This is a genomic window from Polaribacter sp. Hel1_85 (genome assembly GCF_000766795.1).
Taxonomy (GTDB): Bacteria; Bacteroidota; Bacteroidia; order Flavobacteriales; family Flavobacteriaceae; genus Polaribacter.
The window spans coordinates 666,645-693,495 of record NZ_JPDS01000003.1; the positions used below are offsets into that span (position 1 = coordinate 666,645).

29 protein-coding genes and 1 pseudogene are annotated in these 26,851 nt (G+C 28.4%); 29 read left to right on the forward strand and 1 reads right to left on the reverse strand.

Translation table 11 applies throughout. From position 1 onward, the window contains the following. The first annotated feature begins 34 nt into the window (after positions 1–34). From PHEL85_RS16455 to PHEL85_RS16510, 12 genes are all read left to right on the forward strand, one after another. Complete coding sequence (locus PHEL85_RS16455; RefSeq protein WP_036827670.1) at positions 35–496, forward strand: hypothetical protein; 462 nt, start codon at positions 35–37, stop codon at positions 494–496. A gap of 172 nt (positions 497–668) precedes the next feature. Next, positions 669–1,826, forward strand: coding sequence for a hypothetical protein (locus PHEL85_RS16460; RefSeq protein ID WP_036827677.1), 1,158 nt, complete (start codon positions 669–671; stop codon positions 1,824–1,826). A 205-nt stretch (positions 1,827–2,031) separates the two neighbouring features. Continuing rightward, positions 2,032–2,460 (forward strand): hypothetical protein, encoded by a 429-nt coding sequence (locus PHEL85_RS16465; RefSeq protein ID WP_036827680.1) that lies wholly within the window; start codon positions 2,032–2,034, stop codon positions 2,458–2,460. 893 nt (positions 2,461–3,353) lie between these two features. Continuing rightward, a complete protein-coding gene (locus tag PHEL85_RS16470) occupies positions 3,354–3,857 on the forward strand; it encodes a hypothetical protein (RefSeq protein WP_036821418.1) in 504 nt (167 codons plus the stop codon). A 133-nt stretch (positions 3,858–3,990) separates the two neighbouring features. Next, positions 3,991–4,872, forward strand: a complete 882-nt coding sequence (locus PHEL85_RS16475; protein WP_036827682.1) for a DUF4238 domain-containing protein — start codon at positions 3,991–3,993, stop codon at positions 4,870–4,872. Positions 4,873–5,033: 161 nt separating this feature from the next. Continuing rightward, on the forward strand, positions 5,034–5,648 hold the full coding sequence (locus tag PHEL85_RS16480) for a hypothetical protein (protein WP_036827685.1): 615 nt from the start codon (positions 5,034–5,036) through the stop codon (positions 5,646–5,648). 251 nt (positions 5,649–5,899) lie between these two features. Beyond that, positions 5,900–6,517 (forward strand): helix-turn-helix domain-containing protein, encoded by a 618-nt coding sequence (locus PHEL85_RS17490; protein ID WP_052108626.1) that lies wholly within the window; start codon positions 5,900–5,902, stop codon positions 6,515–6,517. Positions 6,518–6,653: 136 nt separating this feature from the next. Then, on the forward strand, positions 6,654–7,223 hold the full coding sequence (locus PHEL85_RS16490; RefSeq protein ID WP_036827688.1) for a Crp/Fnr family transcriptional regulator: 570 nt from the start codon (positions 6,654–6,656) through the stop codon (positions 7,221–7,223). Between the two features lie 172 nt (positions 7,224–7,395). Continuing rightward, the gene (locus PHEL85_RS16495; RefSeq protein WP_052108627.1) at positions 7,396–7,788 is read left to right on the forward strand and encodes a hypothetical protein; all 393 of its coding nucleotides are present in this window, start codon (positions 7,396–7,398) and stop codon (positions 7,786–7,788) included. Positions 7,789–7,790: 2 nt separating this feature from the next. Continuing rightward, positions 7,791–8,408, forward strand: coding sequence for a hypothetical protein (locus PHEL85_RS16500; protein WP_036828013.1), 618 nt, complete (start codon positions 7,791–7,793; stop codon positions 8,406–8,408). A 7-nt stretch (positions 8,409–8,415) separates the two neighbouring features. Continuing rightward, a complete protein-coding gene (locus tag PHEL85_RS16505) occupies positions 8,416–9,174 on the forward strand; it encodes an MBL fold metallo-hydrolase (RefSeq protein WP_036828014.1) in 759 nt (252 codons plus the stop codon). 230 nt (positions 9,175–9,404) lie between these two features. Then, positions 9,405–10,757 carry a hypothetical protein gene (locus PHEL85_RS16510; RefSeq protein ID WP_036827691.1) on the forward strand — a complete coding sequence of 451 codons (1,353 nt, stop codon included), beginning with the start codon at positions 9,405–9,407 and terminating at the stop codon, positions 10,755–10,757. A gap of 105 nt (positions 10,758–10,862) precedes the next feature. On the opposite strand, the gene PHEL85_RS17825 is transcribed toward PHEL85_RS16510, so the two are convergent. Further along, positions 10,863–11,045, reverse strand: coding sequence for a hypothetical protein (locus PHEL85_RS17825; protein WP_156109276.1), 183 nt, complete (start codon positions 11,043–11,045; stop codon positions 10,863–10,865). 599 nt (positions 11,046–11,644) lie between these two features. Here PHEL85_RS17825 and PHEL85_RS16515 point away from each other — a divergent pair. The 17 genes and pseudogenes from PHEL85_RS16515 to PHEL85_RS17510 all read left to right on the forward strand — a co-directional run bounded on the left by PHEL85_RS16515 (position 11,645) and on the right by PHEL85_RS17510 (position 26,760). Further along, positions 11,645–12,463 (forward strand): hypothetical protein, encoded by an 819-nt coding sequence (locus tag PHEL85_RS16515; RefSeq protein WP_036827694.1) that lies wholly within the window; start codon positions 11,645–11,647, stop codon positions 12,461–12,463. 195 nt (positions 12,464–12,658) lie between these two features. Further along, positions 12,659–13,105, forward strand: a complete 447-nt coding sequence (locus tag PHEL85_RS16520; protein WP_036827697.1) for a hypothetical protein — start codon at positions 12,659–12,661, stop codon at positions 13,103–13,105. A 211-nt stretch (positions 13,106–13,316) separates the two neighbouring features. After that, entirely contained in the window at positions 13,317–13,775 is a 459-nt protein-coding gene (locus tag PHEL85_RS16525) for a helix-turn-helix domain-containing protein (RefSeq protein ID WP_036825498.1), read from the forward strand. Beyond that, positions 13,733–14,569 (forward strand): annotated as a pseudogene (locus PHEL85_RS17830) (IS3 family transposase); the annotation flags it as partial. The gene PHEL85_RS16525 and the pseudogene PHEL85_RS17830, both read left to right, overlap by 43 nt. A 134-nt stretch (positions 14,570–14,703) precedes the next feature. Further along, positions 14,704–15,249: a DUF6933 domain-containing protein gene (locus PHEL85_RS16535; protein ID WP_036827700.1), complete on the forward strand. Its 546-nt coding sequence runs from the start codon at positions 14,704–14,706 to the stop codon at positions 15,247–15,249. A 116-nt stretch (positions 15,250–15,365) separates the two neighbouring features. Then, complete coding sequence (locus PHEL85_RS16540) at positions 15,366–16,502, forward strand: hypothetical protein (protein WP_036827704.1); 1,137 nt, start codon at positions 15,366–15,368, stop codon at positions 16,500–16,502. 142 nt (positions 16,503–16,644) lie between these two features. Next, positions 16,645–17,211: a hypothetical protein gene (locus PHEL85_RS17495; RefSeq protein ID WP_156109279.1), complete on the forward strand. Its 567-nt coding sequence runs from the start codon at positions 16,645–16,647 to the stop codon at positions 17,209–17,211. Between the two features lie 169 nt (positions 17,212–17,380). Then, positions 17,381–18,184: a hypothetical protein gene (locus tag PHEL85_RS16550; RefSeq protein ID WP_036827707.1), complete on the forward strand. Its 804-nt coding sequence runs from the start codon at positions 17,381–17,383 to the stop codon at positions 18,182–18,184. Positions 18,185–18,342: 158 nt separating this feature from the next. Then, positions 18,343–19,392: a T9SS type A sorting domain-containing protein gene (locus tag PHEL85_RS17500; protein WP_052108630.1), complete on the forward strand. Its 1,050-nt coding sequence runs from the start codon at positions 18,343–18,345 to the stop codon at positions 19,390–19,392. 262 nt (positions 19,393–19,654) lie between these two features. Next, positions 19,655–20,272, forward strand: a complete 618-nt coding sequence (locus PHEL85_RS17505; protein ID WP_052108631.1) for a helix-turn-helix domain-containing protein — start codon at positions 19,655–19,657, stop codon at positions 20,270–20,272. A 177-nt stretch (positions 20,273–20,449) separates the two neighbouring features. Continuing rightward, positions 20,450–21,340 carry a DUF5677 domain-containing protein gene (locus PHEL85_RS16565; RefSeq protein WP_156109281.1) on the forward strand — a complete coding sequence of 297 codons (891 nt, stop codon included), beginning with the start codon at positions 20,450–20,452 and terminating at the stop codon, positions 21,338–21,340. A gap of 161 nt (positions 21,341–21,501) precedes the next feature. Beyond that, positions 21,502–22,491, forward strand: coding sequence for a DUF4240 domain-containing protein (locus PHEL85_RS16570; protein ID WP_036827710.1), 990 nt, complete (start codon positions 21,502–21,504; stop codon positions 22,489–22,491). 180 nt (positions 22,492–22,671) lie between these two features. Beyond that, the gene (locus PHEL85_RS16575; protein ID WP_036827700.1) at positions 22,672–23,217 is read left to right on the forward strand and encodes a DUF6933 domain-containing protein; all 546 of its coding nucleotides are present in this window, start codon (positions 22,672–22,674) and stop codon (positions 23,215–23,217) included. Between the two features lie 109 nt (positions 23,218–23,326). Then, complete coding sequence (locus tag PHEL85_RS16580; protein WP_036827713.1) at positions 23,327–23,911, forward strand: hypothetical protein; 585 nt, start codon at positions 23,327–23,329, stop codon at positions 23,909–23,911. 161 nt (positions 23,912–24,072) lie between these two features. Continuing rightward, on the forward strand, positions 24,073–24,585 hold the full coding sequence (locus tag PHEL85_RS16585; RefSeq protein WP_036827716.1) for a hypothetical protein: 513 nt from the start codon (positions 24,073–24,075) through the stop codon (positions 24,583–24,585). Between the two features lie 220 nt (positions 24,586–24,805). Continuing rightward, complete coding sequence (locus tag PHEL85_RS16590) at positions 24,806–25,252, forward strand: hypothetical protein (protein WP_036827697.1); 447 nt, start codon at positions 24,806–24,808, stop codon at positions 25,250–25,252. 647 nt (positions 25,253–25,899) lie between these two features. Beyond that, entirely contained in the window at positions 25,900–26,760 is an 861-nt protein-coding gene (locus PHEL85_RS17510; protein ID WP_052108633.1) for a toll/interleukin-1 receptor domain-containing protein, read from the forward strand. The last annotated feature ends 91 nt before the right edge of the window (positions 26,761–26,851 follow it).

The window sequence follows — 26,851 nt, forward strand, 5'->3', positions numbered from 1 at the left end:
ACACAAACACGTTAGCACCAATACGAAAAACAGAATGGGAATATTTGACTTTATTTTTGGAAAGACTATTAAAATAGAAGACGAATTCTTTGGAAAAATGATATTCTCTGAATTCAAGAAAAATCCTGAAAAGAATTATTTTGAATGTAGAAGACATTTCAAACCGACTGACGAAATCGTAGAAATCGGAATCGAGGGAAATGTAACTGGACCGACTGAAATACAGAAAGACTTTTTCCGAAAAATCGAATCTGATTATGATAAAATCACAACCTCAATTAAACCAATGATTGAAAATGAATTTCGGAATTGGAAAGAGGATTTTAAAATTGCTGACTTTAATAAGGAATTTAAAGCTGTTTACCTATACTTACCTCGTTGTGAAAACGAACCAAAAATTTGGGAAATAGCATTTGAAAGTGAACACGATTTAAACCATACATTTACATTGACGATGAACGATTTAAATGCAACTGAAATATTAATAGATGGATAAAGTACAGGTGCTAACACCGTGTATAATTAATTGCTTCATTGAGCTTACTTGCGAATATTCCTGCGGAATATTCACGGGTTCGTAAATGTTTGTTAACTTAGTTGCTTAACCACGCAACTAACCATACACAACAACGTTAGGGCAAATTTGCCGAAAAACCCAAAATCGAACTATGAAAGAAAAATTTGTCCTTTTAATTACCTTCTTAATATTCGGACTAAACACTTCATATGCACAGAAATCTAAAACAATTGAAAAACTTGAGTTTGAGAATTATGAACTTAAAGTTATATTTTTTGACCCTTACGAAAATTTAGTTTCAGAAAATCGTGAATTCAAAAACCTTGACTCTCTAAAACAAGGAGAAATTTGGAATAAATATTTACTTAACAATGCCATTTATGATTTTCAATTAATTCAAAAAAAGAAAATTGTTAAACATTATATTTTAAGAGGAAATTCATCGAAAGGCATTTACCCAAAAGATTTAACGAGAAATAATGTCTATTTATTAGATATAGTAAATCACAAAAAGAACACTAATTTTTTTAGGTTTTCAGACTATTCAAATATGATTGATAAAACAATCGATAAGTTCAGTTTTTATGGAACACTATTCGAGAATATGGAACTACTGAAAGATAACGATGGAGAATTAGGCAAAAACCTCTTTGGTAGATTTAGATTAAAAATTCCTTATTCCACAATCCAGAATAATGTAATGACTTTAATAGGTTTTGACCTATTTGGAGAAATAGAAACTGAATGGATAGCAAATAACACAGAAGAATTTAAAAACTCATTTTTCGATTATCAAGAAAAAATCGACCAATATTTCAAAATCGAAAGAATTAAAAAAACATACGTAAGAACTTATGACCAGAATGGAGAGATTCAAAATGAATATCCAAGGTTAAATACTGATGAGGATATCAAATCCTATATTGGAAAAATGAACAGAATTGGAGATGTTGTTTCTTTGCCATTTTTCAAATCAACAGACAAAGCAATTTTAATCGAAAAAGATAGTTTAGGCTCAAAATATAAAGTTGAAATTACAAATAATGAACCAATAGAAAAGTATTTAGAAAATATTGTCGTTGTAAAAAAATCAACCGGAGAAATTGAGAATATTACAGCAACTCTTTTAATTCACGGTTCATCAATAGACAAAGGAGACTATGTTGAAAGAGAAAATTATATTGCATATTTCAAGACTTTTAAAGATTTGAGATTACCTTATAAAATTCTGTTTTCACCATTGACTGACGAAAAATTTGAAAAACCACGAATTGAAATTGAATTAGATTATTTGTTCCATAGAAAATAAAAAACTTGCCCTAACACCGTGTATAATTAATTGCTTGGTTCTAGCCTACTTACGAAAATCCTCGCGGATTTTCTATTCGGTTTTTATTTGCTAAATTACGTGCTAAACCACGCAACTAACCATACACAAACACGTTGGCATTCATTGTCGAAACGAACTTTTGGAATAATATTTAAGGAATTATGACAACATTAAATCAATAAAAATGAACATAAAATATCCAGCTTTAATTATTGCAAAAAATCATATTGAATTTGTTCAAAATGCTGAAAACCTTGTGAAATGTAATAAAAGAACTTTAAGAAATGGATATTATGAAGGACTAATATTAATAGATAGTAATTCTAAAAAAAATTTAATAAAAAATGCGATTAAAGAAAGTACAGTTGGTATATTTTGGGGATTTAATTTATTAAGAGGTCAACAATTAAAAGTTAGATTGGTTTTTGATAAAAAAGTTGAAAATATAGAATTAAGGGAATTTCAAAATTTATTAATAAAATTATTAAATAAATATAAAGATTTCTGGGATTTTGGTGGAGATTTTGAGGAAAGAATTGAATATATAAAAAGTACAAATTCAATTAAGGAAATTATAGAAAAATTAACTTACGAATATTACAAAAAATATTAAAAACAGGAATTTAAAGTCTGAATTTAGCTTGTTTATGGAATTGAAAATTGGATTATTATAAAAGCCTAACAGAACATAGGAATTTAACCAGTTGTGGAATTACTTACTCAAACGGAATTGAAAATCTTTACGGAATTACTTACTCAAAATCTGAATTTTGCAAAACTTGAATTATAAAAAAGGAATCATAAACTGAAAAAAAAGCAACGAAATGCCAACACCGTATAAACTTTATTGCTGGTTTTGGCTCACTTGGGAAATTCCTTCGGAATTTCGCCGTTCGTGTTTTATTTAGTAAATTCACTGCTTAAAACACGCAACAAAGCTTATACAACAACGTTGTAAAAAACTGGTTGAATTTTGCAAAACACAAGTCAGTTTTATAAATTAACTTTTTGCTTTTTTGCTTGTTATTCTGAATTCTGAAAAAGTAAAAGCTGAAAAAAGTGGAACACTTTCTCGCTCGTCAAAATTTGTAAAAATCGGAAAGTTTTAGAAGTTTAATAAAAGGAATTTACTCAAACTCTGAAAAACCAAAATTGCGGATTTTAGTAAAATGCTGGAATTCTTACTCAAACTCTGAATTTAGCAAGTTTACGGAATTAAGCAAAATGTGGAAAATCAAAATTGCGGAATTATTACTCAGAATCTGAATTGAAAAAAAGGAAAAATAATAAAAACTGAATCCGATAAAATTATGGAAAAATTAAATACGCATTTTACAACAACGTGTATAAAAAATTGCTATTTTTAGCTTAACTAAAAGTTACTGCTTTTTTGCAAACTTCAATTTTTCCTGCGGAAAATTTGCCGTTCTCAAAATTCGCAACTTTTCATAACACAAAACCGTTGGCAACTATTACTCACTCAAAATCTGAAAATTGAAAATCGGAATGAAAAAATATTTCACAAAATCATTTTATAAAGAAAGAATGAAAAGTTGGAATAAAATAGGAAAAATGAAAAGTATTGCAATTTTTGTAATTAGTATATTTCCTATATTTTTTTCTGGTTATAATAAAAATACGGAATTATTGAACGACTCATATTTAATCATAAGTGTTTTAATTTTTATTTTCGCTACTTTATTTTTACCATTAATTACAAAATTTTGGAGTTTAGTAGGAATTGAAATAAAAAAGCCGAATTGGAACGAAAACCCTATTTCTTTTAATTTTTCAAAAGGTTTGAATTTCTTTCAATTTTGCGGTTATTGGTTTACTACTTCTGGAATTTTAAAAGCTGTATTTTTTGGAATTTTTTATCAAAAACTTGATTCAGAAGGCGTGATATTATTTGTTTACGGAATTAGTATATTATTAGGAATTAAATTAAGCATAAAATGGCTGAATAAAGGTGGAAAGAAAACAAAAAAAACAGTTGCCAACACCGTGTAAAAAAAATTACTTATTTTTAGCTTAATCAAAGTTAGTTGCATTTTTGTAAACTCCTATTTTCCTGCGGAAAATAGCCGTTCACTTTAAACGTAACTTTCCTTAACACAACAACGTTGGCTGTAATACAAAAAAAGTGACTTTATCCAAAAGACATCATTATTTACCTGAATTTTATATAAAAGGCTTTGTCGGAATTGACGGTAAAGTTTCTGTGTATAATAAAAATAAAGGTAAAATTGAAAATGGGAGAAAAAGTCCCAAACAAATCTTTTTTGAATGGAACAGAAACACATTTGAATTACAAGGAAAGAAAACTGATTTTGTCGAAGGTTTACATAGATTTGGAGAGAATCAATTTGCACCAACTTATAAAAAACTAATTAAAAACCTTGACGGAATTGCACTTACTGCTTATGATGTATTTCAATTAATGTTATTTATTTCAACAATTTATAGAAGAATACCTTCTCAAGATGAAAGTGCAATCGAATATATTAAAAACTTAAAACAAGAAAACTCATTTTTTGGTATTAGGAATAAAAATACAGGAGAAAATGCTCCAATAGAAATGTTTGAAAGAATAATTAATGAACCATCATTTATGGAAAGTTCAAAAATTATGAGGTCAATGGAAGATTATTTTAAAGTTAATAGAGTAGAAACTGCAAAAAACTGGAAATTATCATATTCGCCTAAAAACAGTCCACAACTACACCTTCTTTCCGATAATCCATTAATTATAGAAGGAAACTCAAAAAATGAATTACTTAATAGAATCTCAATATTTCCTCTTTCAAAAGGCACAACAGTATATAATACTTGTAATAAAATTGTAAATAAAGTTAGTCCTGAAAGTACAATTTATGTGGATATACTAACTTTCATACAAGCCGAAAATTTAGTTTGTGGTCCAGATAAAGAATATTTAAAAATCATTTCAGAATTTGCAAAAGAATATGATACAGAAAGAAAAATTGAGTTATTGAAATGGAAAGTATTTGAAATTTTCGAATAAAGTACTACAGCCAACAACATATATAATTTATTGCTGGTTTATTGCTTACTTACGAAAATCCTCGCGGATTTTCTTTGTCAGTAATTATTTACTAAATTAGTTGCTTAAACCACGCAACAAACCATATATAAACACGTTGCCATTAATTTGAGAAAAGAACTGTGATTAAAGAAAATTCAGGGAAAATATATAGATTCAAGCTTGACCACAATTTCGGATTTGGATTTGCGGAAATTTATGACTTTACTGATTTTTCGGAATTTGACGGTAGAATTATATATGCATTCAACCGTATTGATAAAGAAGAAAAATCCGAATACGATTTAAAAACAATAACGGAATCTGGAATTTCATTAGGTCCGATAAGGTCTGTAAGTTTTCCTGGAACAAGAGGCAAATATGCGACAAAATATATCGGACAAAGAACCGATTTGATAATCAACGAAATTCCAGTAACTAAAGAATTTCACGGTTTACTAATAAATGAAAACAATTGGAACAATTTAAAAAAATGGTATCGTTCGGATAAATTTGAGAAATTGCATTCCAACTTTGTAAATTACAGCGAATTGAGAAATTTAGAAACACGAGTTTTAAGCTCAATTGTCGGAATTGCAACGCAATTGACAATGAAAAAAATCATAGATGAAAACAAAAAGGTATCTGATTTTTATGACTTAAGCCTAATGGGAAATTTAAATTTATTTGTTCAACTAATTAATACATATTATCCGATTGAAAAAACGGAAAAGCTATTGACCGAAATAAAAAACTAATGGCAACAACGTATAAAAATAATTGCTATTTTGTGCTTAAACAAAGGTAGTTGCGTATTTGCTACATCTGAATTTCCTGCGGAAATTCCTCGCACGCAAACACGCAACTATTCTTATACAAAACCGTTAGCACCAATTGAAATCAAGAATAACAATAAATTCCGAAAATGCCGTATAAATGTCGTAGAGAAGTCTCTATAAAACGAGAATTTATGGAATATTTTTACGAGACAAATTAAACTAAATTAAAGATGACTGAAATCGGAAAAAGAATAAAAGAAATAAGAATAAAAAAAGGTTTATCACAGGAAGAATTGGCTGAATCCTCTAAAGTAAACCTAAGAACAATTCAACGAATTGAAAATAATGAAACACAACCAAGAGAAAAAACTCTTAAACTTATTTTTAGCGCATTAGAAGTCGAAGTAATTAAGAGTGAAAAGAAAAAAATTGATAAATATCAGATTTGGACATTATTTTTGACATTACTTATAATTATTTGTTCATTTATGGCTTGGGTTTATGAGTTTAAATACTTTAACAATAAGACTGGTGAGAATATATATAGAAAAGTTACAGGTTGGAATGGACACATAAATCTTAGACATTATCATTTTCAAAATTGGATATTAAGTCTTAGTGCAATAATTATTGGATTAGTCGTTTTAAGTCATTCTTTAAACCTAATAAAATACAAAATGAAATATATTTTAATACAAATATTCTTTGTGTTCTTATATTTAATAGCATTATTAGATGGGGAAAGAGGTCAATTAAGACCAGCACTATTTGTTGTCATTATTGCATCGGTTTTGTTAATAATAACATATCGAAAAGAAGGAAAAAAAACTGGTGCTAACACCGTATAAAATTAATTACTGGTTTTAGCCTGTTTACGAAAGTCCTCGCGGACTTTCTATCTGTGATTTATTTACTAACTTTAGTGCTTAAAACACGCAACTAATCTTATACAACAACGTTGGCATTCATTAAAAATAGAACTTAATGTTAAATGAAATTATCAAAAAAATAACAGAAGAGTATTCTGTTTTGTCAAATGAAACAATTGATAAATGGAAAGAAAATATAAAAGTTTTAGAATTTAAAAAAGGTACTCAATTAGTCAAAGAAGAGAAATTTACGAACAAATTATATTTTATTTACAAAGGAAGTGCAAAAGCATATCACTTAAAAGACGGAAAAATAATTACAGATTGGTTTGCTTTCAATAATGAATTTATTTGTGCTATAACAGGTTATTTCTTAAAAGAACCAAGTGAGCATTGTATTGAACTAACTGAAAACAGCATTATATTAGAGTTTGAACGTGAGAAATTGACAGAACTATCAAATAAATTTCACGATTTTGAAAGGTTTTCAAGAAAAATCATAACAAAAATAATGCTTCAACTTCAAAAAAGAGTTGTGTATCTTCAATTCTCAACTGCAAACGAACGTTATCATTTCCTTCTAAAAGAATATCCTAAAATAGAGTTACACATCCCATTAGGAGATATTGCCTCATATATTGGTATAACACAAGAAACTTTAAGCCGAATAAGAGCAAAGAAATAGCCGAATTTGATTTATATCAAAAGTTTTGAGCTATTTTATTAAGAGTTTTGTGAGAACAACCAAATGAAGATATAATGGACATCAAAGAAAATTGGCAACTTATTAAAAAACACTTTAATGTAAGTTTTAAAACAAGTTTATCCGTTTCAATAGCATCTGTTGACAAGATAGTATGCCAACAGTAACACCAATAGGAACATTGTTTTTAAATAAAGACCAAACAGCGTTTTATTTTGAAAAATTTCCGAAAAAAATCCCCGAAAATGTTAAAACAAATAAAAATGTCTGCGTTCTAGGAGTTAATAGCAGCAAATGGTTTTGGATAAAAGCACTTTACAAACTGAAATTTAGTGCATATCCCGCGATTAGACTTTATGGAGAATTAGGCGAAAAAAGAAAAGCAACAGAAATAGAAATTTCAAGACTAAATAGACGAATGCGAACAACCAAAGGCTTAAAAGGGAACACATACCTTTGGGGAAATATGGAATTTGTGCGTGAAATAAAATTCATAAAAGCAGAAGGAATAAATATAGGGAAAATGTCAGAAATGTTTCATAAATGAAAATGAACTTAAAAAAACTACACTACTTCTCTGGAATTACCATTTCAATTTTCATAGGACTACACTTACTTAACCATTTTTATAGCCTTTTTGGAGCAGAAGCCCATATTGAACTAATGAATGATTTAAGAATTATTTATAGAAATGTACTTGCTGAAACTATATTACTTCTTTCCGTTGTAATTCAAATTTTTTCAGGAATAAAACTGTACCGTAAGAAACGTAAAACAGAATCTGATTTAAATGACAAACTACAAAAATGGACAGGGCTATATCTTGCTTTTTTTTTGTTATTCCATATGGGTGCAGTTTTATTTGGCAGGTTGATTTTGGAGTTAGATACTAACTTTTATTTTGGAGTTGCTGGACTAAATACATTCCCTTTAAATTTGTTTTTCATCCCATATTATGGACTAGCAATAATTTCATTTTTCGGGCACATTTCAGCAGTTCATTCAAAAAAAATAAAAAGTAAAATAGTTGGAATTGAACCAATTAAGCAATCCTATGGAATTTTGATTATTGGAATAATTTTAACCTTAGTTATATTATTTGGGCTGACAAATGGATTTAATGGGGTGGAAATACCAAAAGAATATGATGTAATGATTGGAAAATAAAAACAAAATGAAAATACAACTTATTAGGAACGCAACTTTAAAACTTAACTACGCAGGAAAAACAATGTTAATTGATCCAATGCTTTGTTCAAAGGAAACATTTGAACCTTTTGTTAAAGGTTTAAAAAGAAATCCAATAGTAGATTTAAACATTCCAGTTAATGAAGTTATCAGTAATCTTGACGCTGTATTGGTAACACATTCTCACCCCGACCATTTCGATCAACTTTCAGGAGAGTTATTGCCAAAAGGAGTGAAATTATTTAGTACACCAGTTGATAAAAATTTTTTCTTAAAACAAAAGTTTTCAAATGTTGAAATAATAGACAATAAAACTACTTGGAAAAACATCACAATCACAAGAATAGAAGGGAAACATGGAAGTGGTTCAGTTCTTCCTTATATGGGACAAGTATCGGGGTTTATTTTGCAATCAGAAAACGAACCAACAATTTATATTGTAAGTGATAGTATTTTAAATAATGAAGTAAAGAAGGCCGTAGAGGTTTTTAAGCCTGAAATCATTGTTATAAATGCTGGTGGTGGAATCATTCCAGGTTTTGAAGATTATCCTGTTTTAATGGACGAAAAACAAACGATAGAATTAACAAAAATAGCACCTGAATCTAAGGTAATTGCTGTTCATTTAGATTGTATTGACTTTTGTAAAACAACAAGAAAGTCCTTAAGAATATTTGCTTCAGAAAAAAGTTTATTAGATAATCAATTATTGATACCTAAGGATGGCGAAACTCTAACCTTTTAGATTAATGAAGAAAATAACGAAATGCCAACACCGTGTATAAAAAATTGCTTATTTTTAGCTTAACCGAAGGCAGTTGCATTTTTACTCACTTCAATTTTCCTGCGGAAAATAGCCGTTCATAAAAATCGCAACTTTCCATAACACAACAACGTTACCTGCAAGCTCCGAAAAAAGCCAAACTCCGAATACATATGATAAAAGTTTATTTTGATTGGAATGTTATGTCACAAATGAAAAACGGGAACCACAAAGAACTATTTAAAATTGTGAATAATAACAAGTTTTTATTCAAACCTTTTTCCACTTCTCATATAAGTGATATACTTTCAAGTTTTAAAGATACCAAAGAGCAATTAGATTATATAAATTCAGATTTAGACTTTATTACACAACTTACTGAAAACTATTGTTTTTATAATAATAGGGACAAAACTATTTTAAATTATTACGACCCAAAAGAACTATTTCAACAGAGAATTGATGAAAAAGATTTATTTAAAGATATAAGTTTAAATGGATTAGAAAATATTTTCAAAGAAAATGAATTAACTAAAGATTTAGGAAAAATTTACATAGACCAACTAAAATCAATTCCTTTAGACAAAGCTTTAATAGATGCATTTAAAAATCCAGAAAGTTCAGAAGAAATGGAGAAAATGTTTCCTGGTTTAAAAGATAATCTCACAATGGAAGGTTATTTTAATGCTTTTAGTAAAATGAATTTAGGTCTTAATGAAAGTGATGATTATAAAAAATTAAGAATTCAGATACAGTCAGCTATAGGAATAAATAGAGATAGCCTATTCAATTCTAAAAATCCTTATAAAGATATTGATAATGCATATAAGAAATTAGGTGTTCCAAATAACCAACAATCTCTAGAAAACAAGTATTCACCTGATTGGTTTAATGAAATTACGAATGAATATATTTCTCTTGATATGCATGGATATCAAGAAGATAAAGTAAATATAAAAAAAGGAAGAAAAGAAACATTTTCAAATACAACAGAAGATAGTTTTCATTCTGCTTTTGCTTCAATCTGTAACTTCTATGTAATCAATGATAATAAATCTTATAATAAATGTAAAAAGGTTTATGAAAAGCTTGACATAAAAACTATAGTTTTAAAACCTAATGAATTTGTAGAGTATTATAATAAATACCTGAAAAAAGATGATTATTCTTCAGACCTGAATGTTGCAATCGAAATTATTAAAACTGAAAATTATGTTGAAAATAAAGTGGAGGACGGTTTATTAAGAACTTATACTTTTAATTATCGAATATTTGATTTTTTTAATAAAATCCTAATTCTATTTCCAACAGAAAAAGGGAATGAAAAACCAACAATTGTATTAAGTCAACAATCATCTAAATATAATCGAATTTATTCATTTGAGTTAACCAATTTAATTAATTCTATAATTGAAATCTATGGAATAGATATAGATAATTATGGAGAATTTAATGAAGATGAATTAAAATCAGAAAAATGGATTGGTAGAAAATGGAATTATAATAATATAGTTTTAATACTAACGAAATTAAATGGATACTTTCAATTATACTTAGATATTTAAATAGCATAAAAGCCTGCAGGTAACACCGTATATAATTTATTGCTGGCTTCTCGCCTACTTACGAAAGTCCTCGCGGTCTTTCTTGGTCAGTAATTATTTACTAAATTAGTTGCTTGAAACACGCAACAAACCATATACAACAACGTTAACTAAAACAAAATCGTAGCTGCGTTTTATAATTTCAAACTTTTCCATTTTGAAAATTTTCTTTAATTCTGAAACGGCTTCTTCTCTCCTATTTTGAGAATTTCCTCTAAAATCTGATATTGAATTTATCGTAGCTTTCAAAAAGTCTTTTAAGTGAATTTAACGGTTGGCTTCGCCGTTTTTTTATTTTGTCGTTTAAGACAATGATTTTTTGTTGAAAATCGCTTAGAAACGATAATCTTAAGTCTGTACGTATCTGAATAATCGTAACTCTCCAATAATAATTATTTGATAGATTTTCTTAATCTGATAAATAGTGTCTAGATTTCATGTTATCGTAATTCCGAGAAATTATAACTTTTTGATAAATCTATGTAAATAAATATCTTTAACATATTTTGATAAATATTTACCAGAGCAACGTGTTAGAAATTATTGTAGCTGTGTGAAAACTTAATTTTATATTGAAATTCTTATTTTAAAAAATATCATTTTAAGCATTTATTTCATGTTGAAAAAAAATGCATTAGTTAACACCGGCTAAACTTAATACGGGTTTTAGTGCTTTCTCAAAAGTTTGTGTATATTTACTAAGTCCGCCAAATCTTGTTGATTTGGCTTAGTTAAAACTAAAAGAAACAAAACCAAACAAAAAGCTTCGGCTTAGTCCGTGTTCGAAAATCTTGGCGATTTTCTTCCCGCACAAAGCCTAGCCAAAACCGTTGCACCTAATTTACGGAATGAAAAAAATTACACCATTTATCTTACTTATTTTATCAATTCAGATATTTTCTCAAAGTCAAGAAATTGAACCAACTTTTTATTCTGAAATTTCTGAAATAGTTTCATCAAAAGATTATTTCAAAGTTAAATTTGGAAACCCTGAAACTATTATAGTTCTTGACACTACTTTTGCATATTCATCAAAAATTTTGACTGAAAAAATAGTTTATGATTTTAAAACTAAAAATAGAATTGAAATTGAAAAATTCAAACAATCTGAATTATCAGCAAAAGAACTAATCGATTTAGATTCTAAAAATAGAATTATAAATTACAAAGGAAACATAAAATATAATAGTGGAAAATGGTATGAAACTTTAGTTAAATACGAATACAAAAAAAAGAAAAAGATTAAGAAAAAAATAAATGATGCTGGAGAAGTATATCTTAAATATATTGTTTTTTATGACAAACTAAATTTTCCAATCAAAATTGAAAGTACGATTGTTGGAACAGAAGATACAAGAATGCAAGTGGTAAATTATGACTATAAAAATAGTAAGTTTACTTTAATGGAATTTAATTATCAAGGAAAATTAGAAAACGAAACAAAAGGCAATTTTAATCAAAAATATATTGTTAAAACTAATAAAATGAATGATCCAACTGAAATGTATTGGATTTTAACAGATATTAAAGAACCATATTTTCACGAATTGAATTATAAATATGACTCAAATGGAAATTGGATTGAATTTATAAAGGTTCTCAGAAAGCCAAATGGAGAAAAGGAAACACTTCAGAAAGTTTTTAGAGAAATAAACTATAAAAACTAGGTGCAACACCGTGTATATTTTATTGCTTTCTTTTAGCCAACTTACGAAAATCCTCGCGGATTTTCTATTCAGTATTTATTTGCTAAATTTACGCTAAACCAACGCAACAAAGCATACACAAACACGTTAGCTGTCATTTATGAAAAACTTCAGAAACAGATAATATTATTAAGATTTATTCAAAATGAAATAAAATTGAAAATAAATAAATCAAATTATGAATTTTATAAAAAAGTTTTCAAAGTTATTTGGGAATTTCAAGCTCCATATTATGGAATGAACTCTTATTCTCCAACTTCGCCAATAAATGTTTTAGAAAGTTGGGAAAAAGAAAATGAATCTATAGCAAGAAGAGGATTAAAAGAAGGTTTAAGAGATTCACTAACTGGACTTAATCACTTTACAGACGAATCAAAAATAGAGCTGAATGAAAGTCTGATTTCTGAAAATTTACCTTCATTAAATATATTGACTTCTCAAATTAAAAATGTTCCCAAAAGAGTACTTAAAAATGGAAAAATTAAAAATATTAATGAATATTATATAATTAAAGAAATTTTATGTGATTTGGAATATGAAATAACTGAATCAGAAAGGAATGAATTAAATAGTTTATATGAGGAATATGAATTTGGAAAGTAAAAAAACGTCAGCTAACACCGTGTAAAAAAAATTGCTGGTAAAAGCCTACTTACGAAAATCCTCTCGGATTTTCTTGGTTCGTGTTTTATTTACTAACTTTAGTGCTTAAACCACGCAACTTTCCTTACACAACAACGTTGTACGTAAGCTGCCAAAATGAACTTTCCTGAAATAGGTTGACTAAAAATTAAGCAATTAATTACAGTCACTTATGAAAACAAAAAATGAACACTGGCGAAAAAAAAGCTATCAAAAAGTAACTTTAGAAACCAAACTTTTAGTCGTTGACCAAATTCTTAACGGACAACTATCCAATAACCAAGCTTCAAAAAAATATGATGTTCCTAGAACAACCATTACCTATTGGTTAAGAAAATACAGTACCTTAGTACAACAAAATACAGGTATGAGTAAAAACGATGAAATTAAAAAGCTAAAGGAAAAGATTGAAGAACTTGAGTTTCAAAAAGACTTCCAACAGGACATTATCGCTGATATGGAACTTATTACAGGCGTTGATATGTCAAAAAAGTCATTACCCAAAACATTAGCAAAAGAGATAGAGCTAAAGAAAAAGGCACGTATAAAAGAAAGTGGCTTTATGGATGTTTTGGGGTTAGCAAACAAGCCTTCTACAAAAGACTCAAAGTACAACGAAAACAAGAAGTAGACCATCAAAAACTAATCAAATTAGTTAAGCAATACCGCAAAAAAGTAGGTTCTAAAACTGGTGGAATAAAACTTTATGCTGAGCTTAAAAAAGACTTTATAAACGCTGATATTAAGATAGGTAGAGACAAATTCTATCGATTCCTCAGACTTAATAATCTTTTGATTCCTAAAACTAAAAATTACATCACAACGACAAACTCAAACCACATGTACAAAAAATATAAAAACCTGGTTAAAGACCACGTGCCTACTCGACCTGAACAACTTTGGGTAAGCGATATTACATACATTAAAACCGAGAATGGACATAATTACCTCGCCTTAGTAACAGATGCCTATTCTAAGCAAATTATGGGGTATAAAATAGATAACCATATGAGAACATCGCTTTGCAGTGATGCGCTTGCTATGGCTATTAAAAACAGAAAGTATCACAATCAAAAAATTATTCATCATTCGGATAGAGGTTTTCAATACTGTAACCCTAAATACACAGCATTTGCTGAAGAAAATGGAATTATAATAAGTATGACTGAACAATACGATCCCTATGAAAACGCTGTAGCTGAACGAATTAATAGAACTTTGAAATATGAATATGGTTTAAAACAAAACATTAAAAACACTGAATTAGCACAAAAAATGACAGATCAAGCCGTCTATATTTATAACAATTTGAGAACTCATTTTAGCATAGATCTCAGAAAACCTGCTGAAGTCCATCTAAATCCTAACATCAAATACAAATCCTATCGAAAAAATAATGTAAATTTACCTGAACTTAAGATTTAACAACAGAACTAGTTCAAACTATTTTTTGCCTTCTAAACGGCTAAAAAAAATTGTTTGAACGGTATAAATTAAACTAAAAAAAGGTCAACCTATATCAGTATAATACAAAATCACGCTAACAACCAATAAACTGAATGAATTTCACCCAGATATATACAACTCGAAAACTTGAAAAGACAATTGCGAAATCGATTGTGGAAAAAAACGAAACTGAAAATAAAATATTGGGCGAATGGGTTGCGACCATTTTTTACGTGGATAGAAAAAAATGTTGGCTAATTGTAAACAAACTGACCAAATATTTGTTAATTCTATCAGATATAAAAACATCTGAATTGAATAACATAACTCGAATTTTTACAGAAACGCTTCATTCTCAATTTAAAAATGATGGAATTGAAATCGGTTACGAAACTTTGAAAGGAATAATTGGCGAAATAAAACTGTGCGAAACGAATAATGACCGAAGTGCGAATGGTTCGTTAAATAATTGTATATTCAGCATAGAACATTGGAAAATAGAATACGGAAGTTTTGAAAACTTACCGTTTAGAAAAATAAATAGCGGGTTGAATAGCTCGCCGAATAAAATATTGAAATGGAAATATCCGAAAGAAGTAATGAGCGAAACAATAAAAGCCTACGTACAACAACGTGTATATTCAATTGCTAGCTTCTAGCCTACTTGGGAAAATCCTCGCGGATTTTCTATTCAGTAATTATTTGCTAAATTTAATGCTTAAACCACGCAACTGAAACATACACAATCACGTTGTAGTGCATTAAAAAAAACGATATGAACGAGAAAATAATAACTAATTTAATAAAGCGTATTGAAAGGTCTGATTTGCAGTATCAAATTAAAGACTATTTAAAAGGAGAAAACTTATCAGATAAAGATGCTGAATTATATATAGAATATGCTAAACAAAGAATTTACGAAAAAAGATTAACTACTCTTCCAAAAACTAAAAAGATAATTTTTGGAATATGTTTGTTTATTTCTTTACTAACACTATGTATATACATATTTATTTTACCTAATAAAGGGTTTGGAAATGTAACCTTACTTTCTATTTTAGGCTCAATTATTTTTTCAGGAGCATTACTTTATACTTGGGTTTATTACAATAGTTGGAAAGAAAATAGAATAAAAAAAGAATTAGAAACTGAAAAGAAGCACGGTAAAGGAATCTCAGGGATTTTTATATTAATCCCTATTCCTGCTATCATCATATATTTTATTTTTTCTTCAGTTTTAGAAAACGGTGAAAACAATTTTTTAAAAGCATCGCAAGTCGAAGTTGAAGGAACTGTAATTTCTGGTTCTTCCAATAACTATAGCATAAGAAGAAGGAATGTAAACGTTTCAACAATTACAGTTGAATTTACTACTAAAGAGGGCAAAAAAGTTTTAGCCACAGAAGATATAAGTCAATATGAATTTAAAGAATTTTATAAAGGACAAAAAATAAGATTAGTTTATTCTGCCTCTAATCCCGCAAACATAGGTTTACTTACAAATAAAAGTAATATTTCAAAGTTTAAGAACTCAGAAGAAAGAGATTTTAAAGCAACAGATTTAATTGAGCTAATAAATACAACAGACGAAGAAAAGACTTTAGAATTACTGAATAAAATATCTTACGGGTGGAAATTTAACGCTAATAAAAACCTATGGGAAAATAATTTAAAAAATATGCTATTCACGAAAAATAATAATAGAATTACACTTTTAACAGATGAGATAGCTATGTATAGATTTCCAAAACAATTTTTAGAATTAAATTATAATGATATAACTATTGGTGGAATTAAAAACCCAATGACTCAGAAAGAAAGATTACTTGAGAATGAAATTTATATAGCAAAAATTGAACGAATTAGAAATAAACAAAAGATATATGTTTTAACAAGTTTAGAGAAAAAATAACGCACCACAACAACGTATAAAATTAATTGCTGGTTTTAGCCAGTTTACGAAAGTCCTCGCGGACTTTCTATATGTGTTTTATTTGCTAACTTTAGCGCTTAAAACACGCAACTAATCTTATACAAATACGTTGTACTACATTATGAAAAAAACTTCAGTCATATTAATAATGTTATTGATTTCTATAAAAGTTACAGCTTGTAGTTGTGAATGGGGAGGGAATTTTTTAAGAATTGCTAATAATTCGAAATTAATTATTAAAGGAAAAATTATCGAACATATTTATCATACTGAAAATGGAAAACGATTTACAGATTATGACGAATATTTTGCTGAAACTTTAAACAATAAATTTGACCCTTATTACGGAACTGGAGAATCCATAAAAGTGGAAATTATTGAAATTATAAGAGGTAAAGAGGAAAGAAAATTTATTGAAATATTTGATACTGACGGAGCAGATTGTAGAGCAAGTATTCGTGAATTTAAAACTGGAAAAATTTATATTTTTGCAACATACAAACCTCATAGAACTGGAACAAAACTACCAAATGAATCTGACAATGATTACGCTATTGGAAGTTGTTATGAAAGCACATTGGAATATTTACCAAAGACTAATGAAGTTTTCGGAATGATTAAAGGAAAGTCTTATAGAAGAAAAAGTCGAAAATATTGTTATGAAAAACTGAAAAGAAAAATAACGTAGTACAACACCGTATAAAAAAAATTGCTAAATTAGTGCTTAAACAAAGGCTGTTGCATCTTTATCAACTTCTGAATTTCCTTCGGAAATTCCTCGCTGACAAAACCGCAACTTCCCTTATACAACAACGTTGTGCGTTATTTGAGAAAAATCCGTAAATAAAAAGAAATTAATGGCAAAATATCAATTACCAGCTTTAAAAAACGAAAGTGAATTTGAAGAATTTATATGTGATTTATTTAATGAAATTGAAAATACTGAATCTTATACAAATTCTGAATTCCAACTTTTCGGAACTAAAGGTCAGAATCAAAAAGGAATTGATATTTTTTCTTTAAAAACAAAGAAAGTAATTCAATGTAAGTTGAAAAGTTTAAGACGAAAAGATGATTTATTAAGAAAAGAACTAATCGCAGATATCGACTCGGACTTAATAAAAATAGAAAACTTGAATTTTGAATTTGAGCGTTTAATTTTCACATCGACTTTTAGAGATGATTCAAAAATACAAGAATACGTTTCTGAATTGAGTGGAAAAAGTGATTTTGATATTTATTATTGGGGTTGGGATACAATTTCCAAATATGCAGAAGAGAGTGAATCTATACTAAAAAAATATTTTCCGAAACTATTTAAAAAACCAAAAACGAAAAAAATTGAACTTCCCGAAAACGCTCTTGGGAAAGATTTATTGAAAAAAAATTACGTGAGTTATTTAATTAAACGTTATGGAGATTGGAAACAAATAGAATTATCAAGAAAAAACGAAAAATTCAATTGGGCAAGTTTCAATAAGCATATTATGAATAAGTACAAAGCATCTGGAATAAATTACATTCACGTAAATCATTTCGAAAATTTGAGTGATTATTTAAAAAGCAGAATTGACAAAACTATTATGGGAAAAACCAGAATAAATAAAGGTCATAGAAATTATTCAACATTTATAGAACATACAGATGGAATATTGGAATAAAAACAACGCACAACACCGTATAAAATTAATTGCTGGTTTTAGCCAGTTTACGAAAGTCCTCTCGGACTTTCTATCTGTGATTTATTTGCTAACTTTAGTGCTTAAAACACGCAACTAATCTTATACAACAACGTTAGCAAACATTAAATCCAAGAACTATGAAGAAAATTTATTTTTTAACAACATTATTTTTATTGACCAACATTAATCTTATTGCACAAACTATCGATGTAATAACTGAATTATCAAACCCTAATGCGATAGAAATAGACGGAAACAACCTATACATTGCGGAATTTGAAGGAAATAAAATTTCTAAAATTAATATTACAGATAGTTCGCCAGTTGCCGTCGACATAGTGACAAACTTGAATGGTCCTTCGGGAATAATTCTTATTGGAAATTACTTATATATTTCAGAACTTAATGGAAATAAAATTTCTAAAATTGACATTACCAATAATTCATCAACAGTTATAGATGTTATAACTGAATTAAACCGACCCGCACAAATATTACTAGATGGAAATGATTTATATATTGCGGAACTTGGTGGAAATAAAATTTCTAAAATTGACATTACTGACAGTTCTCCAACAGCCATTGATGTTATAACAGATTTGAATAGACCACAAGGAATAATACTTAATGGAAATGACTTATATATTGCTAATTCTGGAGATAACAAAATTTCTAAAATTAACATTACAGATAGTTCTCCAACAGCAATTGATGTTATAACAGAATTGAGTAAACCAACAGGATTAACACTCAACGAAAATGACTTATATATTGCAGAATTTAATGGAAATAAGATTTCTAAAATTAACATTACAGAAAGCAATCCAACAGCAAAGGACGTTGTAAATGAATTGATTGGACCTACTGGTTTGATAATTAATGGAAATGAAATGTATATTAATGAATTTACTGGTAATAAAATATCAAAAATTGATTTGTCTACACTCTCCATAGATAATTTTTCTTTATTAAATAAAATAAAAACATTACCTAACCCAACAAATAATTTTCTTCAAATTTCAGGGTTAACTAAAATAGAAAATTACATAATTTATAATATTTTAGGTACAGAAATAAAAAAAGGAATTATATCTGAAAACCAAAAAATTGATGTTAAAAATCTAATCGTTGGAATTTATTTCTTGAAACTTGAAAATGGAAGTTCAATCAGATTTATAAAAGAATAAAAAACGTTTGCTAACACCATATATAATTTATTGCTGATTTATCGTCTACTTACGAAAGTCCTCGCGGACTTTCTTGGTCGGTAATTATTTACTAAATTAGTTGCTTAAAACACGCAACAAACCATATACAACAACGTTAGCACCAATTGAAATCCTGCAATAACAATAAATTCCGAAAATGCCGTATAAATGTCGTAGAGAAGTCTCTATAAAACGAGAATTTATGGAATATTTTTACGAGACAAATTAAACTAAATTAAAGATGACTGAAATCGGAAAAAGAATAAAAGAAATAAGAATAAAAAAAGGTTTATCACAGGAAGAATTGGCTGAATCTTCTAAAGTAAACCTAAGAACAATTCAACGAATTGAAAATAATGAAACACAACCAAGAGAAAAAACTCTTAAACTTATTTTTAGCGCATTAGAAGTCGAAGTAATTAAGAGTGAAAAGAAAAAAATTGATAAATATCAGATTTGGACATTATTTTTGACATTACTTATAATTATATGTTCATTTATGGCTTGGGTTTATGAGTTTAAATACTTTAACAATAAGACTGGTGAGAATATATATAGAAAAGTTACAGGTTGGAATGGACACATAAATCTTAGACATTATCATTTTCAAAATTGGATATTAAGTCTTAGTGCAATAATTATTGGATTAGTCGTTTTAAGTCATTCTTTAAACCTAACAAAATACAAAATGAAATATATTTTAATACAAATATTCTTTGTGCTCTTATATTTAATTGCATTATTAGATGGGGAAAGAGGTCAATTAAGACCAGCACTATTTGTTGTCATTATTGCATCGGTTTTGTTAATAATAACATATCGAAAAGAAGGAAAAAAAACTGGTGCTAACACCGTATAAACTTTATTGCTGGTTTTTGCTCACTTGGGAAATTCCTTCGGAATTTCGCCGTTCGTGTTTTATTTAGTAAATTCACTGCTAAACCAACGCAACAAAGCTTATACAACAACGTTACCCACAAGCTAAACGAACATCGAGCCAATAGAAGAAATACTGCCACAAAAGGAAAATAAGGAATTGAACTTAATTCTCAAAAACCTTTCTGACAACTTGAGAAAAGTTGTGAATTTTGGTACTCATATTTTAAAATGGGACATTGAGAAAAAAAGAAATGGAAGAGACAAAAATGTACCTTCTGTCTTTTTAAGAAACAGTATTGAATTAGGAGATTCAGTTTCTATATTAATTGAAAAATCGTCAATTGAACCAGCGAAAATATTGATTCGTTCTTTAATGGAAAGTACTTTTAGCTTACTTTATATGATTGAGAAAGATGAACAATTACGTTCCCATTCATTTTTAATTTGCCGACTAAATAAAGAAATTAAATATTACAAACAGTTCATCAAAGATGAGAAAATTTCGAAAAATTTTGTTTCAAAATTTATTAAGCAAGAACCCGATTTTGAATTAGAAAATCATTGTAATCCAATAGAAATAGAGAGAGTAATTAAAGCTAAAGAGAGTTTATTGTTAGAAGACAATTACAAAGAAGCAAACATTGAATTTCAACGAACTTGTAATAAAAGTAAAAAAAGAAATAACAATCCGAATTGGTATTCATTATATGATGGACCAAATAATTTTGAAAACCTCTGTTTGTATCTAAATAGTACAATTCTTTACGAGTTTCAATATAGAAAATATTCCGAAAATGTTCATCCAAATAGCGTAATGAATGGATTTGTAATTGCAGGAAAGGACAAAGCAGATATTTTACAAATTCGGAATTTTAAAGAATGTAAAGAAGTTTTCTATAATGGAATAAACTTATTAATTGACGTATATCGTGAATTTATAAAAATGAGATTACCCGAAAAACAAAACGATTTTGATACTTGGTATTTAAGCTATATTCCTGAATTTGAAAAAACGGATTTAGAAACAAAATTTAAATATGTGGAATAAAGCCTGTGGGTAACACCGTATATAATTTATTGCTGGCTTTTCGCCTACTTACGAAAGTCCTCGCGGACTTTCTTGGTCGGTAATTATTTACTAAATTAGTTGCTTGAAACACGCAACAAACCATATACAACAACGTTGGGTGCAATTAAAACAAAACAAAATTGAGTTACGGAATTTTTTTAAAAGAAGTTGACAATTACTTCGATGAAAGAGAAAAACTTGGACTTCCAAAGCAAACTTGGGAACAAAACGAAATTTATGTTCGTGATAAGTGGATTAAAGAAAAAAGATTTTCTGAACTGATCGCGTTCATCCACGAAAACTATGATTCTGGACAATGGGATGAATTCTTTGAACCTCTTGAAAAACACCTAATTGAAAACAAACTTGAAAAGGAATTTATTAAATTTTGGAAAGGAATATTAAGACGTCGTTTTTCGAGTTTATGGCATTGGAATAAAGAAATTGGTGAAAAAACAGAATATTGGGATGGAGCGAAAAAAACTTTTGAATGTCAAAAATTGACTTTAGAAGGTTTGTACAGATTTAAGCAAGGTTTAACCGAACTTGGAGCGGAAGAGGAAATTAGAAAAACTGACGAACTTATTAAAACAGTAGACAAGTTAGAAAAACCCAAACCAAAAAAGACTACAGACAAAAGAAAGATAGACGAAAAAGTATTTTGGGAACTAATTAATATAAATAGAGAAAAATCAGAGGACAAAATAGATTTCATAGAAAAATTATCAAACCAATTAAAGGAATTCAAACCGTCAGAAATAAAACGTTTCGAAAGAACATTTTTGACTAAATACCAAGAATTAAATCGTTGGGAAATTTGGGCTTTAGTATATATTGCAAGACGCGGTTGTGGAGATGATGCATTTGATTATTTCAAAGCTTGGGTAATTTCAAAAGGGCAAAAAGCATTTGAGAATATTAAAGGTCTAAAAATATCGGAATTAAAACAGTATTTTGACGAAGACCCACAACTCGAAGAAATGTTTTCGCTTGCCGAAAATGTTTATGAAAATAAAACTGGTGAGTTAATGACACCTGTTAGAGTTAAAAAACAAAAATTATCTGGAAAAGAATGGAAAGAAGAAAATTTAGAAAAGGAATTTTCGGAAATTTGGAAAATATTTGAATAAAAAAAACTGCACCCAACACCGTGTAAAAAAAATTGCTAGTAAAAGCCAGTTTACGAAAGTCCTCGCGGACTTTCTATTTGTGATTTATTTGCTAACTTTAGTGCTTAAACCACGCAACTTTTCTTACACAACAACGTTGTACGTAAGCTGCCAAAATCACGCTAACAACCAATAAACTGAATGAATTTCACCCAGATATATACAACTCGAAAACTTGAAAAGACAATTGCGAAATCGATTGTGGAAAAAAACGAAACTGAAAATAAAATATTGGGCGAATGGGTTGCGACCATTTTTTACGTGGATAGAAAAAAATGTTGGCTAATTGTAAACAAACTGACCAAATATTTGTTAATTCTATCAGATATAAAAACATCTGAATTGAATAACATAACTCGAATTTTTACAGAAACGCTTCATTCTCAATTTAAAAATGATGGAATTGAAATCGGTTACGAAACTTTGAAAGGAATAATTGGCGAAATAAAACTGTGCGAAACGAATAATGACCGAAGTGCGAATGGTTCGTTAAATAATTGTATATTCAGCATAGAACATTGGAAAATAGAATACGGAAGTTTTGAAAACTTACCGTTTAGAAAAATAAATAGCGGGTTGAATAGCTCGCCGAATAAAATATTGAAATGGAAATATCCGAAAGAAGTAATGAGCGAAACAATAAAAGCCTACGTACAACAACGTGTATATTCAATTGCTAGCTTCTAGCCTACTTGGGAAAATCCTCGCGGATTTTCTATTCAGTAATTATTTGCTAAATTTAATGCTTAAACCACGCAACTGAAACATACACAATCACGTTGGCAACAATAAAAAAATGAGAATACTAAAACTGACTTTCTTACTTCTTTTAATAATCTCTTGTAAAGAAAATAAGCAAGAACCTAAATCTGAATTAAAAACGGAAAGTAAAGAATCGAAATCCATAACTGAACAAGAACAGACGAAAATTGAAATGGATTCGATTTATAAATTGTACAAAAAAGGAGAAGTGGAAAAATACGATTGGGATTTAGCTTTTAAGAAAGCTGAAAATTATCAAAAAGTATCTGAATCTTACTCTGACAAAAAAAAAGTTCCAAATGATTTTCTGGAATTCAGTCAAAAATTCATTTTCGACCCTAATTTTCAAAAAGCTCATATCGACTTTGACAATTTAATTGCTGTTGTTGGAGCTTGTGAAGAAACCTATGTTTTAAAGAAGAATAATTGGGTATATGACGATTGGAACTTTATTAATGAAATTGGAATTGACGAAAAATGGGAAAACACATTCAATTTTTCTGACAATATATTCTACTCTGAATATACATTAAAAGAAATAGGAACCCTTACAATGCTCGGATTTGAAAAAATAAATGGAGAATGGAATTTAACTTTATATATTCAAAATGACTGTTAAATTAATGTTGCCAACAATGTGTAAAAATAATTGCTTGGTTCTAGCTTACTCGGAAAATCCTGCGGATTTTCCTCTGGTTCGTTCCATTTTTATTAAGTTAGTAACTTAAACGCGCAACTATCCTTACACGACAACGTTAGCAGTCAGTTGAACTCACTCATATGTATGACAAAGAGAAAATAGAAAACTTTCATATTCGAATGGAGGAAATAATTGAAAAGTTTGACAAAAAACAAGCTTTTGAATTGATTACAACAGAACTCAAAGATTGTGAGGACAAATATCTGACTGAATTTATGGCGCCTTTAAACTTCTTGAATTATGAGCCTGTTTTAGACTGGATTGAGGAAAATGCAAAGAGGAATAAAAATATTACGCAAGATTGGGGACATTTATCTGCGAGTTCGAATTTTAGCTGGAAAAGAGCGGAAAAATGGCTTGAAATGGGAAGACCTTTGAGCTTGATTGCACTCGATGCAACAATGTTCTGTACAACAAGAGGAGAGCGACTAAATCAGTCACTTTTGATGAGAGAATTGAATCCTAAACTGACCGACAATCCTAAACTGGACAAAATAGCAAATGGACTAAAAAACTATTTGAAAAAAGACAGCGTACCAAGGACAAAGAATGTAATTGATAAAATAATAAATGACATATTTGAAATTGGATAAAAAAACCGAACTGCTAACACCGTATAAAAATAATTGCTAGATTAGTGCTTAAACAAAGGTCGTTGCAATTTTGTTACGTCTGATTTTCCTGCGGAAAATCCTCGCATACAAAACCGCAACTATTCTTATACATAAACGTTAGCTGTCATTTATGAAAAACTTCAGAAACAGATAATATTATTAAGATTTATTCAAAATGAAATAAAATTGAAAATAAAAAGTGAAAATAAATAAATCAAATTATGAATTTTATAAAAAAGTTTTCAAAGTTATTTGGGAATTTCAAGCTCCATATTATGGAATGAACTCTTATTCTCCAACTTCGCCAATAAATGTTTTAGAAAGTTGGGAAAAAGAAAATGAATCTATAGCAAGAAGAGGATTAAAAGAAGGTTTAAGAGATTCACTAACTGGACTTAATCACTTTACAGACGAATCAAAAATAGAGCTGAATGAAAGTCTGATTTCTGAAAATTTACCTTCATTAAATATATTGACTTCTCAAATTAAAAATGTTCCCAAAAGAGTACTTAAAAATGGAAAAATTAAAAATATTAATGAATATTATATAATTAAAGAAATTTTATGTGATTTGGAATATGAAATAACTGAATCAGAAAGGAATGAATTAAATAGTTTATATGAGGAATATGAATTTGGAAAGTAAAAAAACGTCAGCTAACACCGTGTAAAAAAAATTGCTGGTAAAAGCCTACTTACGAAAATCCTCTCGGATTTTCTTGGTTCGTGTTTTATTTACTAACTTTAGTGCTTAAACCACGCAACTTTCCTTACACAACAACGTTGTAAAAAACTGGCTGAAAGAAAAATCTAAAAGCTAAAGTTCTTAAAAAAAGCATTTTACTTTTAAAGTTTGAAAAACTGAATTCTGAAAAAAATTGAATCTTAAAAATGTGGAGCACTCTCTCGCTCGTCAAAATTTGTAAAAATTGGAAAATTTTAGAAATTTAATAAAAAGGAATTTACTCAAACTCTGAAAAATCAAATTGCGAATTCTTACTCAAATTCTGAATTTAGAAAGTTTGCGGAATTGAGCTAAATACGGAAAATCAAAATTGCGGAATTATAACTCAGAATTTAAATTAAAACCGAAAATTATAAAAACTGAATCTGTTAAAATTATGGGAAAATTAAATACGCTTTTTACAACACTGTGTATAAAAAATTGCTACTTTTAGCTTAACTAAAAGTTGCTCCATTTTTGCAAACTTCAATTTTTCCTGCGGAAAATTTGCCGTTCTCAAAATTCGCAACTTTCCATAACACAAAACCGTTGGCAATAATTAGAACTAAATGAAACCAAAAGTATTCTTATCACATTCAAAAAAGGATAAAGTAATTATCGAAAAAATAGCAAATGACTTAAGAAGTTGTGGTATTGATGTTTGGTATGATGAATGGGAAATACCACCTGGAGAATCTATTAGAAAAAAAATATTTGAAGATGGAATAGTCTCTTGCGATATGTTCTTTGTTTATTTAACAAAAAATTCAATTCCATCATATTGGGTACAAAAAGAATTAGATGGAGCCTTAATTCACGAAATTGAAACTAAAAACAGTTTCTTAGTTCTATTTGTAGATGAAGATGAATCAAGGGAACATTTATCTCTTGACTTGAAAGCGTTAAATATTCCAAAGCTTAATGATGACAATTATTTAATTCCTTTCGGTAAATTAATTTCACGTACTTGGAATGCACATTCTAAAAACCAAGTTAGACTTAAAGAAAGAGATAATAAAATTCAAATATTAGAATTAGAAAAATCAAATGCTGAATTACAGAAAAAAATTCTTCAAATAGAAAAAAGTAGTATAATTGACGTTAATGGATTAAAAAAGGCTTTAGAAAATATTAAATATGAATTTAACGGAGTCGAAACTGACTTACTTAAATTTTTAATTCGTCTCAAAAACAAATTTGCTGATGGAGCTAATTTTTATGTCCTTAATGCAGAATTAAAAGATATATTTTACACAAAAGATTTTCAATGGGATTCACCTACAGTCTCAATAAGTGATAAATATAAGATATCGGATTTCACAGGGGAATTAATATTGAGGGGGATTATTGAAACAAAGACAAGCAACGACCTTGACCAAGTTTATTTGCTGACAAAACAAGGAATTGAATTTATAAATGGATTAAAATAACTATTGCCAACACCGTATAAAATTAATTGCTGGTTTTAGCCAATTTACGAAAGTCCTCGCGGACTTTCTATCTGTGATTTATTTGCTAACT